Origin of the sequence: Brucella daejeonensis (genome assembly GCF_014199265.1) — a bacterium.
Taxonomy (GTDB): Bacteria; Pseudomonadota; Alphaproteobacteria; order Rhizobiales; family Rhizobiaceae; genus Brucella; species Brucella daejeonensis.
This window is the reverse complement of sequence record NZ_JACIJG010000001.1, coordinates 350,953-369,846: the sequence shown is the minus strand read 5'-3', so window position 1 is coordinate 369,846 and position 18,894 is coordinate 350,953. Positions and strand designations below refer to the sequence as shown.

The following is an 18,894-nucleotide window of genomic DNA, read 5'->3' as shown; positions in this document are numbered from 1 at the left end:
GGCTCTAAGGCGCCGTAAATCAGCCTTTTCAAGCTGGTCACAGAGCGGCACATCCCTTTGTAAAACGCACGAACAGTCAGGCCAGATGTACAACTATCTCGATTTTGAAAAACCCGTCGCCGACCTCGAAGGCCAGATTCTCGAGCTGAAGAAGCTCGCGCAGGAACAGGGCAGCGTCGAGATGAGCGACGAGATTCGTCGCCTCGAGAAGCGTTCGGCCGATGCGCTGAAAGATATCTACCGCAAGCTGACCCCCTGGCAGAAGGCGCAGATCGCCCGCCACCCGGACCGTCCGCACTGCCTGGAATATATCGAACGGCTGTTCACCGAGTTCACGCCGCTTGCCGGGGATCGCAAATTCGCCAATGACGAAGCCATCCAGGCCGGTTTCGGTCGTTTCAACGGTCAGGCCGTCGCCGTCATCGGGCAGGAAAAGGGTTCCGACACCAAGACCCGCCTGAAGCACAATTTCGGCTCGGCCCGCCCGGAAGGCTATCGCAAGGCCGTCCGCATCATGGAAATGGCCGACCGTTTCCAGCTTCCGCTCATCACCTTCGTCGATACGGCGGGCGCCTATCCGGGCGTCAGCGCCGAGGAGCGCGGCCAGGCCGAAGCCATTGCGCGCTCGACGGCGGAATGCCTCAAGCTGCGCGTGCCGGTCGTCTCGATCATCATCGGTGAAGGCGGCTCGGGCGGGGCGATTGCAATCGCGGTCGCAAACCGCGTCTACATGCTCGAACATTCGATCTATTCGGTCATCTCGCCGGAAGGCGCGGCCTCGATCCTGTGGCACGATTCCACCCGCGCCAAGGATGCGGCCTCCAACATGCGCATCACCGCGCAGGACCTGTTCGACCTCAAGATCGTCGACGGCATCATTCCCGAGCCGATGGGCGGCGCGCATCGCGGCAAGGAAGCCGTTATCGACGCTACCGGCGACATCATCACCGCATCGCTGCGCTCGATGAAGGATATGGACGGCGAGACGCTGAAGCAGGAACGCCGTCAGAAATTCCTCGAAATCGGCCGCAACATCTGATTTTTACCACGTACTGGAGCGCATCCCGAAAAGCGTAACGCGGTTTTCGGAATAAGATACGCGGTTCAGAACAAAGAGATAATGCGTCCGGGAGGCCCCGCGCTTCCCGGATTTGCATCATGCCGCGAATTCGGCCATATTGCCGACGCGCCGGATTTTAGCTATCTGAGCAAGGATTTATAAATGATACCGTAAGGTTTCATTTATAGGATCGGACCTTCAGGAAATCGACTTTTGCTCATAAAGTCTCTGGCGTAGCTCTAACAGACTTGATGCGACATGAAGATCAGAACCGCAATTCTAGGCTCCTTACTGGCAACCACGCTGCTCGCAGGCTGTCAGGGTTCGTCTGTATCCGATCTGAGCCTGCGCGCTGAAAAGCCGCTTCCTCAAAAGGTCGTTGCCAGGATGAAGGCGAAGGGCATGACCCGCACCTCGCCGATCATGGTGCGCATCTTCAAGGAAGAAGGCGTCCTCGAAGTCTGGAAGCAGAAGAACAACGGCAAATACGACCAGATCGCTTCCTACGAAATCTGCAAGTGGTCCGGCAAGCTCGGGCCCAAATATATCGAGGGCGACCGTCAGGCGCCGGAGGGTTTCTATACCGTCCGCCCGGCGCAGATGAATCCGAAATCCAGTTATTATCTCGCTTTCAATATCGGCTTTCCCAACGCCTATGACCGCGCCAATGGCCGCACCGGCCAGCATCTGATGGTGCATGGCGCATGTTCTTCGTCGGGCTGCTACTCGATGACCGATGAGCAGGTCGCCGAGATCTATGCTTTCGGGCGCGACGCCTTCAAGGGCGGCCAGCGCGACTTCCAGATTCAGGCTTTCCCGTTCCGCATGACCGCCGCCAACATGGCGCGCTACAGGAACGACGCCAACTATTCTTTCTGGAAAATGCTGAAGCAGGGTTACGATGCCTTCCAGACCACCAAGGTTCCGCCGAAGGTCGATGTCTGCGAAAAGCGCTATGTGTTCAACGTGTCCACGCCGGACGGCCAGCCGCTTTCGCCGACCGAGGCCTGCCCGCCTTCGGCTGGCGGCGCGGCCATGTCCTATGCGTCTTATGAAAAGACCTATCTGACGGCTTTCAGCGCCGCACAGAAGGCACCGGCACCGTCCATTCAGGGCATTGCCGAGGCCAAGCTCGTCTCCGCATGGAGCGCGGCGCGCGCACGCGGCGAAAAGGTAACGCGCGAACCGCCGTCGCTCTCGCCCGCTTCCGCCGAAAAGACCGGTGCACCGGACATCCGCCCGGCAACGCCATCGGTACAGCCAACGGCCATTGCGGCGACACCGCAGCCAGCCGCACCGGCTGTGGCCGGGACAGCACCCCAGGTTTCGCCCCAGGTTTCACCCCAAATTTCGACAATGACCACCGCCAGCACGGTGGCGCAGAATGCCGAACAGCCGGCGCCCGCTGCCGCACCGGAACCGAAGAAGCCGTGGTGGAAGATCATCGGGAACTGACATTGCGGCAGGAAGACATTCCTGTCTACGACCTGAGGGGGCTGAAATGCCCCCTTCCGGTTTTGAAAACCCGCAATCGTCTGGAAAAAATGCAAAGCGGCGCGCTTCTCTGGGTAGAGACGACCGACCCGCTGTCAGGCATCGACATGCCGCATTTCTGCACACAGGAAGGCCACGACCTGATGACGCAGAAGCGGGAAGGTACGCTCCACCGCTTTCTCATTCGCCGGAAGTGATTATCAGCTCCGGGGCGAAAAACCCGGAATGGCCAGCGGGTTTTCGGTCAGCGCGGCGCGGTCCGGCCTGTCGGGCGCCGGACGCCCCATGAATGCATCGAAAAGCTCGCGCACATAGGTTTCCGGCAAATCCTTCACGATCATCACCAGAAGCGTCTCACGCTTTGCTTTTTCCTCCCGCAACTCCGGGCGCAAGACCGCACCGCCCTCTTGCTGGAGTTGCTCTCCCGGCCATTGCGGCAGCCGCGCGGGCGGATGGAAAATCTTCTGCACGCCATGGATCACTACCGGACGCTCCGGGTCCTCCGCGATCTGCACGATGCCCTTCACCCGCAGAAGCTTCTCGCCATGGGTCGAACGCAACAGGTCGAGAAACATATCGAAGGACGATAGCGGGATCGGCGCATCGTGACGAAGCGAAAAAGACCGGATCGCATCGTCATGATGATGGTGATGGCCATGGTGGTGATGATGGTCGTGGTCGCAATCCGGCCCGCAAACATGCCCATGGTCATGGTGATGCCCATGATGGTGTTGCCCGTCCTCATAGGCTTCCGCCCTGAGCCAGCGCTGCACATCCGCCGATTTCGTTTCCGGATTATAGAGACCGCATTCGAAAAGCGCGGCATAGCCCGTGCGTTCTTCGCCGGCCTCCAGCATATCGGCGCCGGGATTGAGCGCGCGCAGCCGCGCCCTGAGCGCTGGCAATTCCGCCTGCGCCTCGGGCAGATCGGTCTTCGTCAGCACGATACGGTCGGCCATCGCCGCCTGCTTTACCGCTTCCTCGTGATTGTCGAGCGTCGCCATGCCGTTGACGGCATCGACCGTCGCAAGAACCCCATCGAGCCGGAACGCCTGCATGAGCACCGGATGCCCCATGATCGAATGCAGGACCGGAGCCGGATCGGCAAGGCCCGTGGTTTCGATGATGACGCGCTTCAACGCCTTGATGCGCCCGGTCTGGAGCCGGTCGATGAGATCGGCCAGCGTATCCACCAGTTCGCCGCGCACCGTGCAGCACAGGCATCCGTCGGCAAGCTCGATCACGCCTTCGCTCGCCTGCTCGACCAGAAGATGGTCGATGCTCACCTCGCCGAACTCGTTGATGATCACCGCCGTATCGGTCAGCGCCGGATCTTTCAAAAGCCGGTTGAGAAGCGTCGTCTTGCCCGAGCCGAGAAAACCGGTGAGGACGGATACGGGAATAGGGGTCGCCATGTCGGTCACTTACGCTTTCAGGCGCATGTCGAAAGCGGAATGTTTTCGGACGGATGCGCGTTTGAACAAATCGGAGCAGTCCGCAACTGCTCCCTGTCAGTTGATGGCGGTCGTCTTCACGCCCGCTGCGCGCTGCGGGCGTGGCATCGGCACGGGGACCTGCGAAATATCGAGCTGGCTCGGACGGGAGATCGGTCCCGGCTCGGAAACGAGGCCCACACGCACCGCAACCGGATCGCGATCCATCGCGTGGATATAGGGCGAGTTGATCTTCAGCCTGCCCTCCACGTCGCGCCCATCCCAGCGGTCGGCCATGGCCTGCTTGCTGCATATCGCCTTGCGCATATCGACGGCCTGATCGAGATTGCCGCCGGGCGCCGGGCGCAATGTGGCCAGTGTCGCGCCGCCGCCTGGGCTTGCGCGGAAGGCGTCGCTCATGAGCTGTGCGGCCTGAACCGCGCGCGTTTCCTGCCGGTCCGCGCCCAGAACGATCGCGAGCACCGTGCGGCCATTGCGTGTCGCCGAACCCGCCAGATTGAAACCGGACGCACAGACGAAGCCGGTCTTCATGCCGTCGGCGCCGTCATAGCGGCCGAGCAGGATGTTGTAATTGGCCTGAACCTTCTTGCCCGCGCCGGGATCGATCGCCTCCGTCGCGAAATAATGCGCATATTGCGGGAATTCGCGGCGCAGTTGCACGGCCAGAACCGCGAGGTCGCGCGCCGTCGTGTAATTGTTCGGATTGTGCAGGCCGTTCGGATTGACGAAATGCGAGCCGACCATGCCGAGACGCTGCGCCTCGGCATTCATGCGCTGCGCGAAGCCGGACTCCGTGCCGCCCACCGCTTCAGCAACGGCAACGGCAATATCGTTGGCCGACTTCACCAGCATGATCTTGAGCGCCGTATCGAGCGTCATGACCGATCCGGGCTTGTAACCCATCTTGCTCGGCGGCTCCTTGGCGGCGTTCACCGTCATGCGCACCGGCGATTCCAGCGTCATCTGCCCCGACTGAAGCGCGCGGAATGTCACATAGGCCGTCATCATCTTGGTCAGCGAAGCGGGATACCAGCGCTGGAAGGCTTCCTGCTGTGCATAGACCTTGCCGGTCGCAACATCCACGGCAATCGACGGATTGGCCTCAGCCGACGTCAGTGCGGCAGCGGACAGGCCAGCGGCTGCAAACCAGATTTTCAATGATTTCGACATCATTCCGTAGTTCCAATCGAAAAAGCCTGCAACTTTTGCGGGTTCGAATTGCATCTGGAGCATGTCTCCCGAAAGGGGGAACCGGTTTCGGGAGACATGCGTCAAAACAAAAACTTAAAGCGTGTCGCCCGAGTATGATTGAATGCAACACGCTTTAGTGGCCTGTTTCCGACATTTGCATCCCTCTGATACAGGCGCCGGGCAAATGTCGGAATCGAAAAGACCACTAGTGTGGTGGATTTGAAGTTCCTCTCATTTGCCTGGCATCTACGTTCAGGAACGTCAAATTCAATCCACTGGATGTGGGATTTACTTTTTCTTATCTATGCCATGTGGCGGGGAAAAGGCAAACAGGGATTGCCCGCTTTCACCGAAACGTCATATCCTGACGGCTTCAAATCACGCCCAATCCGGGGAGCCATCCGAAAATGCCATTGTTGAACCGCGCCGTTGAATCCCAGGCGGAAATCGCCGCATGGCGACGAAAGCTGCACCAGAACCCAGAACTTCTCTACGACGTGCACGAAACCGCCAGATTCGTAGCGGAGAAGCTGAAATCCTTCGGATGCGATCACGTGGAAACCAGCGTCGGGCGCACGGGCGTGGTCGGCATCATCAAGGGACGCCACGGCGACGGTCCGGCGATCGGGCTGCGCGCCGACATGGATGCCCTCCCCATCACCGAAACCAGTGGCGTCGAATGGGCGTCCCAAAATCCCGGCAAGGCCCATTCCTGCGGCCATGACGGCCACACCTCCATGCTGCTGGGCGCCGCGCAATATCTCGCTGAAACCCGCAATTTCCGCGGCTCCGTCGCGCTTTTGTTCCAGCCGGCCGAAGAAGGCGGCGCCGGCGGGCTCGCCATGGTCGAGGACGGCGTGATGGACCGCTACGACATTACGGAAGTCTATGGCGTGCACAACATGCCGGGCCTGCCGGTCGGACAGTTCGCCATGTGCAAGGGCCCGATCATGGCCGCGACCGACGAGTTCGATCTTTTCATTTCCGGGCGCGGCGGCCATGCCGCGCAGCCGCACCGCACAATCGATCCGATCCTTGCCGGATCGCAACTGATGATCGCCTTGCAAGGCATCGTGTCGCGCAATACCGATCCGCTCGATTCGCTCGTGATCTCGGTCACGAAATTCATCGCGGGCGAAGCCTACAACGTCATCCCGGAAAAGGCGACGCTTTCCGGCACGGTGCGCACGCTGAAAAAGGAGGCCCGCGCCTTTGCCGAACGCCGCATCCGCGAGGTGGCGGCTGGCATCGCCGCGGCCACGGGCACGGAAATCACCGTGCGCTACAAGAACAACTATCCGGTCACCTTCAATCACGACGCGCAGACCGAGTTTGCCGCCCGTGTCGCCGGCGCGGTGGCGGGTGAAGGCAAGGTGGACGAAAATGTCGAGCCGATGATGGCGGCGGAGGATTTTTCCTACATGCTGGAAGCGCGCCCCGGCGCCTATGTCTTCCTTGGAAATGGCGACACGCCGGGCCTTCATCACCCGGCCTACGACTTCAACGACGACGCTATTCCTTATGGCGTGAGCTATTTCGTGGCTCTGGCCGAAACGGCGCTTGCCGCAGGAAACTGAAGAAATCGGCCTGCCCCGCTTTTTGCGGGGTTGGCGATCCGTCCGAAAACCAGTATGTGTCGAAAAGCATCCGACTTGCTGGAATCAGCGGCGGACGTTTTTCGGTTGGTCCCGTAGCTCAGTAGGATAGAGCGACAGATTCCTAATCTGTAGGTCACAGGTTCGATTCCTGTCGGGATCACCATTTCTTTGCACAAACATTTGTCGTGTCCCGCATCTGCAATACGCTTTAAACGGCACTCATTTCACGAAGGACCGGGCGAGTTTCCCCGCCCGGCTTCTCAACATTTAGGAATGAAGGCGGCGAACAGCCTCATCCTTGCTGCCCGGATGACGCTTTCCAGTATTGATTTCAGAAATGCGTCCACCATTCGTATCGAAAAGAGCTGCGATACGGCTCTGCAATTCACCTTTCATGAGCATTAAATGCACCTGAACGGCATCTTCAAAAGTGAGTTTGTATGCGGGTAAAGTCATAGATTTTATCTTTCACAAAACCGGAAAGAACCTTGACTTGTATCGCGAATGCGAACATGGTCGCCTCGTGATCACAAATCTCCGTCCTTTCCGGCGGTTTCTATCGAGGCCAATCTAGCTGCAACTAGATTGGCCTTCTCCTTTGTTGCGTGCGAATCATTTCTACAAGCAACAGTAGAATTTTGATAGAAAAGGGGAAACTCCGCAACACAATATATAGATATTCACCGAGACATAGGCAGAACATCCTATATCTAGTGGGTCAATTGTTGATAACGGGGACAAGCGTAGCCGAAACTAAGGCCTTTTAGCTGCGAGTACATGAGTACCAATTCCGAAACAGATGTTGATCACCACCGCAACTCACCCCTCATAGGGCCAGTTGGCCTGTGAAAACACGCCGCCATCGACCCAGATCGTCTGGCCGGTGACGAAACGTGCCGCATCGGAAGCCAGAAACAGAACGGGACCGGAAATATCCTCCGGCGTTCCCACCCGGCGCAGCGGCGTGATGCGGGTCCAGGTGCTCGCATAGTCGAGCTGTTCCTCCGCCGTGCGCTCATTGAGGATCGCACCCGGTGCGACGCAGTTCACACGGATGCCATGCGGTCCCAGTTCCACCGCCGAAACCTTGGTGAATTGCTCGATCCCGCCTTTCGACGCCGTGTAGGAAACGAGTTTCGGAAAGGCGAGCTTGTTGCAGCCGGAGCCGATATTGACGATGGCGCCATCCTTGTCGGCCTCCACCATGCGCCTGGCCGCAGCCTGCGTGTTGAGAAAACAGCCCTTGAGATTGGTGCGGATGACATCGTCCCAGCCGTCCTCGGAAAGCTCCAGCAACGGCGCCCATGTCTGGATGCCCGCATTGTTGACGAGCACGTCGGGCGCATCGCCGAACCAGTCGCAGACCTCGTCGAAAAAAGTCTCGACTTCCGCCCGACTTCCGACATCGCATCCGAGTGCCAGCGCCTGGCCGCCCGCCTCCTCTATCGCCTCCACGAGCGTTTGCGCGGCTTCGTCATCGTGCCGATAGCTGAAGGCCACCGCATAGCCCGCATCGGCGAAGGCGGAAACGAGATGCCTGCCAATCCCCGTGCTGCCGCCCGTCACGACTGCGAAATCGCCCATGACAACTCCCTCCCAGAAGCATTTTCGGCGACAAATTTAACCGGTTTTCGGCGGTGGTAAACCGTCAAGAAAGAAAATAGGCTTCGACAAGACACGAGGAGAGAAAATGAACCACGACATCAAGGAAGCCGAAGGTGCATGTCACTGTGGAACCGTGCGTTTTCGCGTAAGACTTTCCGATGGCCTGCACAGCGCGCGGCGCTGTACCTGCTCCTATTGCCGGATGCGTGGCGCGGTGGCCGTCTCGGCCGATCTCGACGGGCTGGAAATCCTTGAGGGTGAGGACGCGCTGACGCTCTACACCTTCAATACGGGCACCGCGAAACACTTTTTCTGCTCGAAATGCGGAATCTACACCTTCCACCAGCGCCGTTCCAACCCGCGCCAATACGGCATCAATGCCGCCTGCCTCGAAGGCGTCTCGCCATTCGATTTTGCGGTCGTCGAGGTGAATGACGGCGTCAATCACCCGTCCGACAATCCAGGCCGGCGCGGCGCGGGCATCGTGGGTTATCTGCGTTTTGAACCGGCCGAAGAAGCAGATGCGGACTAGGGACTAAACAACTAAACCCTTGCCCGTGGCTTCTGTTCGTTTTTCTCCCACGAAAAAACGGCGGGCGGCAGAGGATCGAGGCCGCGAATAATATCCGCACCCTTTTCGCCGACCATGATGGTCGGCGCATTGGTGTTGCAGGAAGGAACGCGCGGCATGATCGAACTGTCGCAGACGCGCAGGCCCTCCAGCCCGCGCACTTTCAGGTCGGGATCGACGACGGCCATCGCGTCCGTGCCCATCTTGCAGGTGCCGACCGGATGATGGTCCGTCTTCGCATTGGCACAGGCATAATCGAACAGATCGTCATCGCTGACGACCTTCGGTCCCGGCAGGCGCTCGGCCAGCACGAAGGGTTTCAATGCAGCCTGCTGCATGATCTCGCGGGCGATTTTCAGACCCTCGATGGACATGGCGCGATCATGCGGGTCGCTCCAGTAATCGGGATCGATCAGCGGAGCCGTCGCCGGATCGCTGGACGCAAGCCGCACCGTGCCGCGCGAGCGCGGATGCAGATAGGCGGAATTGAGCGTCACACCGGCATTCCTGAGCTTTTCGACCCCGGCCTCGATGCCCGATCCAAGCCCCAGATGAAACTGGATATCCGGCGACCGTGCCTGTGGATCGGCGTACCAGAAGCCCCCGGTCTCGAACAGGCTGGACGCGACGGGACCGGAGCCGAGCAGCATGTATTGCAGCCCGGCGGCAAGCGTCCGGTGCAGTTTCGCCACGCCGTCATAAGTGTGGTCCCCGGTGCATTCGGCAATGACGAACAGGTCGAGATGGTCCTGCAGGTTCCCGCCCACGCCGGGCAGGTCGTGCCTCACCGCAACGCCTGCCTGTTTCAGGTGGTCGGCGGGACCGATACCCGATTGCAGCAGCAGTTTCGGCGAGCCGATGGCGCCGGATGACACGATGACCTCGCGCGCGGCGCGCAGCACTTCGCCGCTCATCAGCACGACGCCAGTGGCGCGTGCCCTTTCCAGAACGATGTTGCGCACCGGTGCATTCATGCGCAAGGTGAGGTTCTTGCGATCCCTGATCGGCGCGAGATAGGCAAGCGAGGCGGAAGAGCGGCGACGGTTGCGCTGGGTCAGCTGATAAAAGCCGACACCCGCCTGTTCGCGACCATTGAAATCGGGATTGTAGGGAATGCCCAGTTCCTGCCCTGCGCGGATATAGGCGTCGCAGATCGGCAGCGGCGCGGACGGCATGGAAACGCCAAGCGGCCCGCCATAGGAATGATAATCGTCGTTGAAACGCTGATTGTCCTCGGCGCGTTTGAAATAGGGCAGCACATGGCGGTAATCCCAGCCGGTGCAGCCCTCCTCGCGCGCCCAGAGATCGTAATCGGCGGCATTGCCGCGCGTATAGATCTGCGCGTTGATCGAGGAGCCGCCGCCGATGACTTTCGCCTGCGTATAGCGCAGCACGCGGTTTTTCAGGTGCTTCTGCGGAACCGTTTCCCAGCCCCAGCTTGCCACGCCCCTGGTCATTTTGGCAAAGCCCGCAGGCATGTGGAACAGGGGATTCCAGTCGCTTCCCCCCGCTTCCAGCAACAGCACTTTTACCGACGCATCCTCGCTCAGACGATTGGCGAGAACGCAACCGGCAGGCCCGCCGCCAACGATGATATAATCATAAGCCATCCTAAAGCCTCGAAATGGAAAGACCGCCATCGGCATTGACCGCCGAACCGGTCGCGAAGATGAAATCGCCGCCCGCAAGCCCGGCAACGATGGCGCCGACATCGCCCACCTCGCCCCAGCGCTTCATCGGCACCAACCCGCTTTCGATCAGCCCGTCGTAACGCCCGGCAACCCTTGCCGTCATGTCGGTGCGGATGATGCCGGGGCGCACTTCGAACACGCCGATCCGCGCTTCGGCCAGCCGTAAGGCCAGCCCTTGCACAAAAGCCGTCAGCCCGGCCTTGCTGATGCAATAGTCGAGCCGCTCGGGCGAACTCATCACGGACGAAACCGAACTGATCGTCACGATGCTGCGCGGAAAACGCACGTCGCCGGCCGCCAGCATGGCCTTCACCGCGGCCTGTGTGAAGAACACCGTGCCGCGCAGGTTCACACCCATGATCGTGTCGAAATTTTCAGGCTTCAGCCCCAGGAAGTCGCCGCGCTCGACGGAACCGATGCCCGCATTGTTGACGAGACAGTCGATGCCGCCGCACTCCGCCACGATTGCCGATATGGTCGCCTCATGCGTTTCGACCGCCGCAAGGTCGCTCTTGAAGAAAGCGACCCTGCCGCCCGCTCCGCGCAATTCGCCAATGACGGCCGCGTCGTTTTCAAGGTCGGCGATCGCAAGGTCGAACCCTCTTGCGGCCAATGCGCGGGCAATGCCCAGCCCGATGCCGCGACACCCGCCGGTGACCAGTGCAACAGGTCTTTGACGGTTCATGCCAGCACCTCCCGATTCACATGGTCCGCCACGCGCAGCGCCTGCGCGGCAATGGTCAGCGCCGGATTGACCGCCGCCGAAGTGGGCAGGAACGATGCATCGACCACATAAAGATTGGGATGGTCATAAGCACGGCACCAGGGATCGAGCGGCGCACTGGCCGGATCGTCACCGATGCGCACCGTCCCGCATTGATGCGAGGGCGTGCGCCGGTCGAAGGCTCGTGACAGCACGACCGGAAAGCCTGCTTGCCTCAGCGCCGATTTCAGCTTTTCGACCAGCATGAGATGCGCTTTCCAGTTGGTGCGCATCCAGTGCAGAACGATCCGGTCGCCATCCACGCTCACGCGGCTTTCCGGCGACGGCAGGTCTTCGCTCATCGCGTAGAAATCGATCGTGTGCCCGGCAATCCGGTTCAACACCCATTCCGGCGCTTGGCGCATACTGGATTTCAGGATCGCGCCCGACACGCGCCCCAGCAATTGCACATTGCCGAGCGGCGGTCCGCCCGCGCCATCGTCAAGATAATAGTCGTTGAAGCCGAATGTCTTCTGATAGACGCTGTCATTGCGATAGAGCGGATCGAAGGCGATCACCGCGCTGGAATTATGGTTCATGAAATTGCGCCCCACCTGATCGGACCGGTTGGCCAAGCCGGAGCGCAGCAAAAGCGCTGCCGACTGCACCGCGCCCGCCGACAGAACGACCAGTTTCGGCCGCACGACCAGCGCTTCGCCATTCTTCACATAATGAACCGCCGCGATTGCCCTGCCGTCCGGTCCAGCTTCCAGCCGCGTCACCCGCGCCGATGTTTCCAGCCGCACATTTGCATGTTTCAGGGCGGCGGCAAGCGGACAGCTTTCCGCATCCATCTTGCCGTCATCGCAATTGGGATGCGCATCCCACGGCGTTCTGGCCTTTGCCAGCCAGCGCTCGATATCGACACCAAGCGGCAGGGAAGCCGGATGGAGCCCCGCCTTCCTGAGCCGCTCCCGCACATCGGCGATGGGCGGTTCGTCATGAATAGAAGGATGAGAATAGGGCTTCGAATGCGGCGGTTCGGTCGGATCGTCGCCCAGTTCGCCGCGCACCTGGAAAAGCTCTTCCGCGCGGCAATACCACGGCTCCAGTTCTTCATAAGAAAAAGGCCATGCGGGCGACACGCCTTCCAGATGCGCATTTTCAGCGAAATCCTCGCGGCGATAGCGGATCAGCACCGCGCCATAGAATTTGGAATTGCCGCCGACATTGTAATAATTTCCGGGATTGAACGGCGTTCCGTCCGCCTCATACCAGAATTCTTTCGGGCGGAAGAAACCGCGCTGGAAAATGGCGCGTGGATCGCGGTTTTCCGGTCTGTCCGGTAAATGTTCCCCCGCCTCAAGAATGAGAACATCGGCACCCGACGCAGCAAGCCCCGCAGCCATCGTCGCGCCGCCGATACCCGATCCGATGATGACGATATCCGGCTCGCTTCCCGGACCCGACCGGCGATAGCCGCCGAAAGGCAGTTCCGGCGTGCCGTCCATGAATGTATTCATTCAGACCGTACCGGCGCGCACCTTGCGCCCGATGCTCATGCAGGTGTCGAAATCGCGGACTTCAAGACCGGCCAGCGGCTGCGGCTTTACGATAGTGCTCATCACCATTCTCCCTTAAAATTCGCTTCGCGCTTTTCGCTGAACGAGCGCACGCCTTCCTTCAGATCCTCCGTCTTGGAGACGAGAATGGAACCGAGCGCCTCGACCGCCGTTCCATTGTCCTCGCCATTGGCGACGGCGAGCATCAGCTTGGAAATTTCAAGCGCGGCAGGGCCGCGTTTTGCGACCCGCGCCGCATAATCCCGCGCTGCCTGCAAGGCTTCGCCCGTATCCGCCACGGCATCGACAAGCCCGTGCGAAAGCGCTTCCTCCGCCGTGAACATCTCGCCGCCCAGCACCATGCGGCGCACGATCTGCGCACCGAAGCGGCGCACCAGACGCTGTGTGCCCGACCAGCCGGGGATCATGCCGAGCGAGGTTTCCGGCAGGCCGATCCTTGCCTGACGCTCGACAATGCGGATATCGGCGGCACCCGCCAGTTCCAGCCCGCCACCCAGCGCATGACCGTTCATGGCGGCGATCAGCGGCATACGCAACGTCGCCAGACGCTCGAACACGCGGTGGCCGTAGCGCACCCATGCATGGCCGAATGCCTGCGGCTCCATTCCGCCCCACGCCTTGATGTCGCCGCCCGCCGAAAAGGCTTTGCCTTCGCCGGTCAGGATCGCAACCCGCACGGTGCTATCGGCTTCCACCCGGTCACAGGCCGCGGACAGTTCCTGCAAAAGCGCGATATCGAACGCATTGAGCTTTTCCGGTCGCCTGATCGTCATGATGGCGATGTGGTTCTCGACCTTGATTTCGATGCGGTTGGACATTCAGGCCTCCAGCTTTCGCGCGGGCTTTTGCGGCAGTTTCAGCCCCATCGGCTCCTCGCGGAACAGCGCTTCATCCATGGTCTTAAGCTGGTCGGAAACAATCAGCGGAAATTCGGATTGATCTAGAATATGCGTCTGCAAATCCACGCCGGGTGCGATCTCGGTCAGCATGATACCCTCCGGCGTCAGTTTCATCACGCAGCGCTCGGTGACATAGGTCACGTCCTGCCCCTGAGCCACGCCGCGCGGGCCGGAGAAGGTGACATGCTCGACTTGCGTGACGAGCTTCTTCAGCTTGCCTTCCTTGTCGATCGCCAGTTTGCCATCGGCGAGCGACAGTTTCGCCCCGGCATTGAACATGCCGGCGAAGACGATCTTCCTGGCCCTTGCCGTAATATCGATGAAACCGCCCGCGCCTGCCGTCACATGCGGCCGAAACGACAGTTTCGACACATTGACCGAACCGTCGCGGCCTATCTCCAGGAAAGACAGGAGCGAAACGTCGAAGCCCGCCCCCTGAAAATAGGTGAACTGATAGGGCGACGGCATATAGGCGTCGGCGTTGGAAGCGCAGCCGAAGGCGAAATCGAGAAGCGGCACGCCGCCGACGGCGCCCTGCTCGATCACCCATGTCACCGCGCCGTGCAGACCTTCCTCCAGCAGAATGCGCGGCACGTTGGCGGAGATGCCGAAACCGAGATTGACGGCGCTTCCCGCCTGCAATTCCTGCGCGACGCGGCGCGCAATCGCCTTCTGGATATTGAACTCCGTCAGACGGAACGTATCGAGCGGGCGGAAAATCTCGCCGGAAATCGCCGGATCGTAGGGCGTCTGTGTCGTCTGCTTCTGGTCGGGATCGACAATGATGTAGTCCACCAGAACGCCCGGCACGCGCACATCGTGCGGCTTCAACGTGCCTTCCTTCGCGATGCGCTTGACCTGCGCGATAACGATACCGCCATTGTTGCGCGCCGCCAGCGCCTGATCCAGCCCGCCGAGATAGGCGCCCTCATGCTCATAGGTGAGATTGCCGCGCTCATCCGCCGTGGTGGCGCGGATGATCGCCACCTGCGGCACGATATTGGGGAAGAAAAGCCAGTCTTCCCCCTCGAAGGCGACACGCTTGACGATCGGTTCCGCCACGGCCTTTTCGTTCATCGCCGTGCCCTGGCGCTTCGGGTCCACGAAAGTGTCCAGCCCCACCTTGGTCAGCACGCCGGGGCGCTTCGCCGCCGCCTCGCGATGCATGTCGAACAATATGCCGGACGGCACATTATAGGCCGGAATCTCGTTATCGGTGATCATCTGCCAGATGAGCGGCGGTTCGGCGCTGGATGGCCCGGAAGGGTATGACCCGCCGATGATCTTCTTCAACAGCCCCTTTTTGGCGATATGATCGACGCCCTTGATGCCGCTCATGTCGCCCGCCGCAATCGGGTGCAGCGTTGTGATGTTTCTGGGATGGCCGGTTGCGTCGAACCGCTCGCCAATGGCCTTCAGCATCAGGTCCGGGCAGCCGAGACCGCTTGAGGAAGACACCGAAACAACTGCATTATCGGGGATGAGTGCAGCCGCTTCGGCGGGCGTGATGTGTTTGCTCATGGTCAAAGTCCTGATGGTCAAAGTCCTGAATGAACGGCTGTCGCCCTGCCGGTTCTCGCGGCTTCCGCGACCGCAAGCCCTGTCGCAAGCGACCAGATGCCATCCTCCAATGTGGCCGACGGTCGACCCCCGTCAGCAATGCCGGCAATGGCGTCATGGAAGGCCTGCAAGGCGGTTTCGTAGAGATTTTTGTGGTCGAGCGGCAATTCGCGCTCGCCGTTTTGATCGCGCAGGATGACGGTCCCGACCGGCTTTTGCGTCATGACATTGCGGGCGATCAGCGAGCCGTCGCTGCCATGCACCTCGAAGCCGGTTTCGGCATATTTCGTCGTGAAGGCATCGTGGAACTGGGCAATCGCGCCGGATGGAAAGCGCAGCACGCCCATCACGCCGTCCTCAAGCCCCTCACCGCTCAAGCCGCCCTGCTGGCTGAAAGCCACCGCCTCGACCGGGTTTTCGCCCAGCACGAAACGCAACGTGTCGGCATCGTGCACGGTAATATCCAGAATGACGCCGCCGCCCGCATCGGGTCGCTCGATGCGCCAGCCTTGCAGATGCAGCGGCAGATGGACCGCATGAAAAACCCGCGCGCCCAGCACCCTGCCGATCCTGCCTCCGGCAATGGCGTCGCGCATGGCGCGGTGGCTGGCGGCATTGCGCAGGTGATGATTGGTGGCTGCCACGACACCGGCTTCCTGCACGGCCTTGCGCATGGCATGGGCATCGGCAACGGTCAGCGCCAGCGGTTTTTCGCAGAGAATGTGCTTGCCCGCACGGGCGGCGGCAATCGCCTGATCGCGATGCAGTTCATTGGTGGTGGAGATATAGACGGCATCGATTTCCGGGTCGGCCAGCAGCGCTTCAAGGCTCGTCACCGAACGCGCAATGCCGTTTTCCCGCGCATAGGTTTCGCCGCGTCGGGCGTTGGTGCTATAAACCGAAACGACCTCGCCCCCGGCCGCGCGAATAGCCCCGATCACCCATTCCCTTGCAATGGTGCTTGCGCCTACAAGGCCCCACTTTGCCATTCGAATTTCTCCTCTTTTGTCCGCAACGGCGTGCCGCAACTTGCACGCACCGCAAGACGCACCGACAGTCGCTGCGCCTCCGCCTCCACCCGTTCGGAATTGATCTGTTTCAACAAGAGCTGCGCCGCGCGTTCTCCCAAACCTTGCGGATCGACCGCCACGGTCGTAAGCGCCGGAACGGCGGTCTTGGCTTCGATCACATCGTCAAATCCGACCACGCCGAAATCCCGGCCCGGTTCCAGATTTGCAGCGCGCAAACCGTCGCAGACGCCGAAAGCCACCGCATCGTTGAAGCACACCGCCGCCGTCGGTTTCATGCCGTGCCGCAACATGCGCCCGATGGCCTTCGCACCGCCTGCCCGTGATGGCGCGGACGGAAAGACCAGCGCCTCGTCGAAAGCAATCCCTGCCTGTTCCAGCCCGGCGCGATAACCGGCGAGACGCTCGGAAAACACCGCTATATCCGCATAGCCGCCCATGAAGGCGATGGCCCCATGCCCAAGCGAAACCAGATGTTCCACCGCCTTTGCCACGCCGCCGCGATTGTCGGAAACGATGGATGAAACGCCCGAACCCGGCACGTCGCGCACCATCTGCACGACCGGCAGGCCGCTTTTCGCCAATGGTTTCAAGTCACTGGCCCCGGTGCCGCGCGCGGGCGAAACGATCAGCCCCGCAATGCCGTGCTCGCGCATGGAGGCGATCACTTCGCGCTGCCGGTCGACGCTTTCGGCGGTGTTGGCGAGGAACTGTACATAGCCCGCCGACTGCATCACCCGATCCACGCCGACGGCCAGTTCGGCAAAGAAACTGTTGGTCAGGTCGTTGACCACAAGACCGATGATCTTCGATTTCGCCTGACGCAGATTGGCGGCGGAACGGTTATAGACGTAGCCGAGCCTTTCAATGACATCCTGCACCCGGGCGCGGGTATCGGCATGAACCAGAGGACTGCCGCGCAGCACGAGCGAGACGGTCGATTTCGACACGCCCGCTTCGCGTGCAATATCGATCACCGTGACGCTGCCCTTGCTCATGCCTGTCTCCATTGCTTTCAAAATTTAATTGGAACGTTCCAATACTGTCAATAGCAATCGTTAAAAAGGGGCTTTGCCACGAGTTTGCCACATTTGAACGGGTTTTTTGGGTCGGTTTTTCCCGATCGGCACGCCGGATGCTGCAAATTCCGTGCAGGCTGCCGCTTTGCCGCAATTGGCGGGCCACTTGTCATTTGGAACGTTCTAAATAAAATGGCCCGAAATCACGGAGGAAAATCATGAGCGCATTTTCGGCGTCCGCAACCGGTCCTGGCCTGCTTCTGCCCGAGGCCGGAGAAAGCCCCCGCCTTTATCGGTTGACCGGAACACCGACCGAAAAGCCGTCCGCACCACCGGCCTTCAACCGTATCGCCTATGCTGCGGCGCATGTGGTTTCCGACCCCTGGAGAGACACGACGCCATGGAGCAAACCGGCCGTCGACTGGGAGGCGACCATGGCTTTCCGGCATCATCTGTGGAGCCTCGGTTTCCGGATTGCCGAAGCGATGGACACATCGCAGCGCGGCATGGGGCTGGACTGGGCAGGCGCGCAGGAACTGATCCGCCGCTCGCTCGCCGAGAGCAGGACGGTCGAGGGCGCGGACCTCGCCAGCGGCGCGGGCACCGACCACCTCGATCCCGCTGATGCGAAAAGCCTCGATGACATCATCAAGGCCTATGAAACCCAGGCCGGATTCATCGAAAAACATGGCGGGCGCTTCATCCTGATGGCCAGCCGGGCGCTGGCCCGCATCGCCCGTTCGCCGGACGATTATGCGCGGGTCTACGGCCATATCCTCGCCAATGCGCGCGACAAGGTGGTGCTGCACTGGCTGGGCGACATGTTCGACCCGCAACTCAGGAACTATTGGGGTTCGCAGAAATTCGAAGACGCGCTCGATACGGTGATCGGCATCATCGAGGCCAATCGCGACAAGGTGGAAGGGATCAAGATTTCGCTTCTGGAAGAGCGCTATGAATTAGCGCTTCGCGACCGCCTGCCGGAAGGCGTGCTCTGCTTCACGGGCGACGATTTCAACTATGCGCCGCTGATCGAAGGCGATGGCGGGAAGCACAGCCACGCGCTGCTCGGCATTTTCGATGCGGTCGCCCCGCAGGCTTCCGCTGCGCTTGCCGCGCTCGCCAAAGGCGACAATGCGCGCTTCCGCGCCATCATCGAACCAACCGTGCCACTATCGCGGAAGATTTTTGAAGCGCCGACGCAATATTACAAGGCCGGCATCGTTTTCCTCGCCTGGCTCAACGGCCACCAGAACCATTTCACCATGGTGGGCGGAATGCAATCGGCCCGCAGCCTGCTGCATTATGCCGATATTTTCCGTCTGGCCGACAGGGCCAATGTGCTCGACAAGCCGGATCTGGCCGTCGAACGCATGAAAAGGTTGATGACGCTCCACGGCGTGGAATAAGGACAGGCGCCGCCTTTGCGGTCGCCGCC

General features: G+C 60.7%; 17 protein-coding genes and 1 tRNA gene. 7 read left to right on the top strand and 11 right to left on the bottom strand.

What is annotated here, in order from left to right:
• Positions 1 to 85: 85 nt before the first annotated feature.
• From FHS76_RS01725 to FHS76_RS01715, 3 genes are all read left to right on the top strand, one after another.
• Entirely contained in the window at positions 86 to 1,039 is a 954-nt protein-coding gene (locus tag FHS76_RS01725; protein WP_183647134.1) for an acetyl-CoA carboxylase carboxyltransferase subunit alpha, read from the top strand.
• Between the two features lie 279 nt (positions 1,040 to 1,318).
• On the top strand, positions 1,319 to 2,515 hold the full coding sequence (locus FHS76_RS01720; RefSeq protein ID WP_183647130.1) for a L,D-transpeptidase family protein: 1,197 nt from the start codon (positions 1,319 to 1,321) through the stop codon (positions 2,513 to 2,515).
• Entirely contained in the window at positions 2,494 to 2,751 is a 258-nt protein-coding gene (locus tag FHS76_RS01715) for a sulfurtransferase TusA family protein (protein WP_328700429.1), read from the top strand. The genes FHS76_RS01720 and FHS76_RS01715 overlap by 22 nt, the downstream gene beginning before the upstream one ends.
• Positions 2,752 to 2,754: 3 nt before the next feature.
• On the opposite strand, the gene FHS76_RS01710 is transcribed toward FHS76_RS01715, so the two are convergent.
• Both FHS76_RS01710 and FHS76_RS01705 read right to left on the bottom strand, forming a co-directional pair.
• Positions 2,755 to 3,969, bottom strand: coding sequence for a CobW family GTP-binding protein (locus FHS76_RS01710; protein WP_183647127.1), 1,215 nt, complete (start codon positions 3,967 to 3,969; stop codon positions 2,755 to 2,757).
• A 96-nt stretch (positions 3,970 to 4,065) separates the two neighbouring features.
• The gene (locus FHS76_RS01705; protein ID WP_183647476.1) at positions 4,066 to 5,181 is read right to left on the bottom strand and encodes a D-alanyl-D-alanine carboxypeptidase family protein; all 1,116 of its coding nucleotides are present in this window, start codon (positions 5,179 to 5,181) and stop codon (positions 4,066 to 4,068) included.
• A 425-nt stretch (positions 5,182 to 5,606) separates the two neighbouring features.
• Between FHS76_RS01705 and FHS76_RS01700 the strand changes: the two genes are divergently transcribed.
• Both FHS76_RS01700 and FHS76_RS01695 read left to right on the top strand, forming a co-directional pair.
• Positions 5,607 to 6,776, top strand: a complete 1,170-nt coding sequence (locus tag FHS76_RS01700) for a M20 aminoacylase family protein (RefSeq protein WP_183647124.1) — start codon at positions 5,607 to 5,609, stop codon at positions 6,774 to 6,776.
• Positions 6,777 to 6,883: 107 nt separating this feature from the next.
• A tRNA-Arg gene (locus tag FHS76_RS01695) sits at positions 6,884 to 6,960 on the top strand.
• 104 nt (positions 6,961 to 7,064) lie between these two features.
• Here the strand turns inward: FHS76_RS01695 and FHS76_RS01690 are convergent.
• Both FHS76_RS01690 and FHS76_RS01685 read right to left on the bottom strand, forming a co-directional pair.
• On the bottom strand, positions 7,065 to 7,253 hold the full coding sequence (locus FHS76_RS01690) for a hypothetical protein (RefSeq protein WP_183647120.1): 189 nt from the start codon (positions 7,251 to 7,253) through the stop codon (positions 7,065 to 7,067).
• Between the two features lie 363 nt (positions 7,254 to 7,616).
• Positions 7,617 to 8,381, bottom strand: a complete 765-nt coding sequence (locus tag FHS76_RS01685; RefSeq protein WP_183647117.1) for an SDR family NAD(P)-dependent oxidoreductase — start codon at positions 8,379 to 8,381, stop codon at positions 7,617 to 7,619.
• Positions 8,382 to 8,487: 106 nt separating this feature from the next.
• Between FHS76_RS01685 and FHS76_RS01680 the strand changes: the two genes are divergently transcribed.
• Positions 8,488 to 8,934: a GFA family protein gene (locus FHS76_RS01680; protein WP_183647114.1), complete on the top strand. Its 447-nt coding sequence runs from the start codon at positions 8,488 to 8,490 to the stop codon at positions 8,932 to 8,934.
• Positions 8,935 to 8,945: 11 nt separating this feature from the next.
• On the opposite strand, the gene FHS76_RS01675 is transcribed toward FHS76_RS01680, so the two are convergent.
• The 7 genes from FHS76_RS01675 to FHS76_RS01645 form a co-directional block, all read right to left on the bottom strand.
• On the bottom strand, positions 8,946 to 10,583 hold the full coding sequence (locus FHS76_RS01675; RefSeq protein ID WP_183647111.1) for a GMC family oxidoreductase: 1,638 nt from the start codon (positions 10,581 to 10,583) through the stop codon (positions 8,946 to 8,948).
• Between the two features lies 1 nt (position 10,584).
• On the bottom strand, positions 10,585 to 11,349 hold the full coding sequence (locus FHS76_RS01670) for a 3-ketoacyl-ACP reductase (protein WP_183647108.1): 765 nt from the start codon (positions 11,347 to 11,349) through the stop codon (positions 10,585 to 10,587).
• A complete protein-coding gene (locus tag FHS76_RS01665; protein WP_183647473.1) occupies positions 11,346 to 12,878 on the bottom strand; it encodes a GMC oxidoreductase in 1,533 nt (510 codons plus the stop codon). Before FHS76_RS01665 ends, FHS76_RS01670 begins: the two co-directional genes overlap by 4 nt.
• Positions 12,879 to 12,991: 113 nt before the next feature.
• Entirely contained in the window at positions 12,992 to 13,768 is a 777-nt protein-coding gene (locus FHS76_RS01660; RefSeq protein WP_183647105.1) for an enoyl-CoA hydratase/isomerase family protein, read from the bottom strand.
• Positions 13,769 to 15,370, bottom strand: coding sequence for an acyl CoA:acetate/3-ketoacid CoA transferase (locus FHS76_RS01655; protein ID WP_183647102.1), 1,602 nt, complete (start codon positions 15,368 to 15,370; stop codon positions 13,769 to 13,771). It abuts the gene before it with no gap.
• 17 nt (positions 15,371 to 15,387) lie between these two features.
• On the bottom strand, positions 15,388 to 16,398 hold the full coding sequence (locus tag FHS76_RS01650) for a Gfo/Idh/MocA family protein (protein WP_183647099.1): 1,011 nt from the start codon (positions 16,396 to 16,398) through the stop codon (positions 15,388 to 15,390).
• Positions 16,377 to 17,435, bottom strand: a complete 1,059-nt coding sequence (locus FHS76_RS01645; protein ID WP_183647094.1) for a LacI family DNA-binding transcriptional regulator — start codon at positions 17,433 to 17,435, stop codon at positions 16,377 to 16,379. Before FHS76_RS01645 ends, FHS76_RS01650 begins: the two co-directional genes overlap by 22 nt.
• 239 nt (positions 17,436 to 17,674) lie before the next feature.
• Between FHS76_RS01645 and FHS76_RS01640 the strand changes: the two genes are divergently transcribed.
• On the top strand, positions 17,675 to 18,865 hold the full coding sequence (locus tag FHS76_RS01640) for a dihydrodipicolinate synthase family protein (protein ID WP_183647091.1): 1,191 nt from the start codon (positions 17,675 to 17,677) through the stop codon (positions 18,863 to 18,865).
• Positions 18,866 to 18,894: the final 29 nt, after the last annotated feature.

Excerpts from the sequence above, each read along its gene's own strand:
- FHS76_RS01725 (WP_183647134.1), top strand. The coding sequence starts at position 86 with ATGTACAACTATCTCGATTTTGAAAAACCCGTCGCCGACCTCGAAGGC.
- FHS76_RS01720 (WP_183647130.1), top strand. The coding sequence starts at position 1,319 with ATGAAGATCAGAACCGCAATTCTAGGCTCCTTACTGGCAACCACGCTG.
- FHS76_RS01710 (WP_183647127.1), bottom strand. The coding sequence starts at position 3,969 with ATGGCGACCCCTATTCCCGTATCCGTCCTCACCGGTTTTCTCGGCTCG.
- FHS76_RS01705 (WP_183647476.1), bottom strand. The coding sequence starts at position 5,181 with ATGATGTCGAAATCATTGAAAATCTGGTTTGCAGCCGCTGGCCTGTCC.
- FHS76_RS01700 (WP_183647124.1), top strand. The coding sequence starts at position 5,607 with ATGCCATTGTTGAACCGCGCCGTTGAATCCCAGGCGGAAATCGCCGCA.
- FHS76_RS01690 (WP_183647120.1), bottom strand. The coding sequence starts at position 7,253 with ATGACTTTACCCGCATACAAACTCACTTTTGAAGATGCCGTTCAGGTG.
- FHS76_RS01685 (WP_183647117.1), bottom strand. The coding sequence starts at position 8,381 with ATGGGCGATTTCGCAGTCGTGACGGGCGGCAGCACGGGGATTGGCAGG.
- FHS76_RS01680 (WP_183647114.1), top strand. The coding sequence starts at position 8,488 with ATGAACCACGACATCAAGGAAGCCGAAGGTGCATGTCACTGTGGAACC.
- FHS76_RS01675 (WP_183647111.1), bottom strand. The coding sequence starts at position 10,583 with ATGGCTTATGATTATATCATCGTTGGCGGCGGGCCTGCCGGTTGCGTT.
- FHS76_RS01670 (WP_183647108.1), bottom strand. The coding sequence starts at position 11,349 with ATGAACCGTCAAAGACCTGTTGCACTGGTCACCGGCGGGTGTCGCGGC.
- FHS76_RS01665 (WP_183647473.1), bottom strand. The coding sequence starts at position 12,878 with ATGGACGGCACGCCGGAACTGCCTTTCGGCGGCTATCGCCGGTCGGGT.
- FHS76_RS01660 (WP_183647105.1), bottom strand. The coding sequence starts at position 13,768 with ATGTCCAACCGCATCGAAATCAAGGTCGAGAACCACATCGCCATCATG.
- FHS76_RS01655 (WP_183647102.1), bottom strand. The coding sequence starts at position 15,370 with ATGAGCAAACACATCACGCCCGCCGAAGCGGCTGCACTCATCCCCGAT.
- FHS76_RS01650 (WP_183647099.1), bottom strand. The coding sequence starts at position 16,398 with ATGGCAAAGTGGGGCCTTGTAGGCGCAAGCACCATTGCAAGGGAATGG.
- FHS76_RS01645 (WP_183647094.1), bottom strand. The coding sequence starts at position 17,435 with ATGAGCAAGGGCAGCGTCACGGTGATCGATATTGCACGCGAAGCGGGC.
- FHS76_RS01640 (WP_183647091.1), top strand. The coding sequence starts at position 17,675 with ATGAGCGCATTTTCGGCGTCCGCAACCGGTCCTGGCCTGCTTCTGCCC.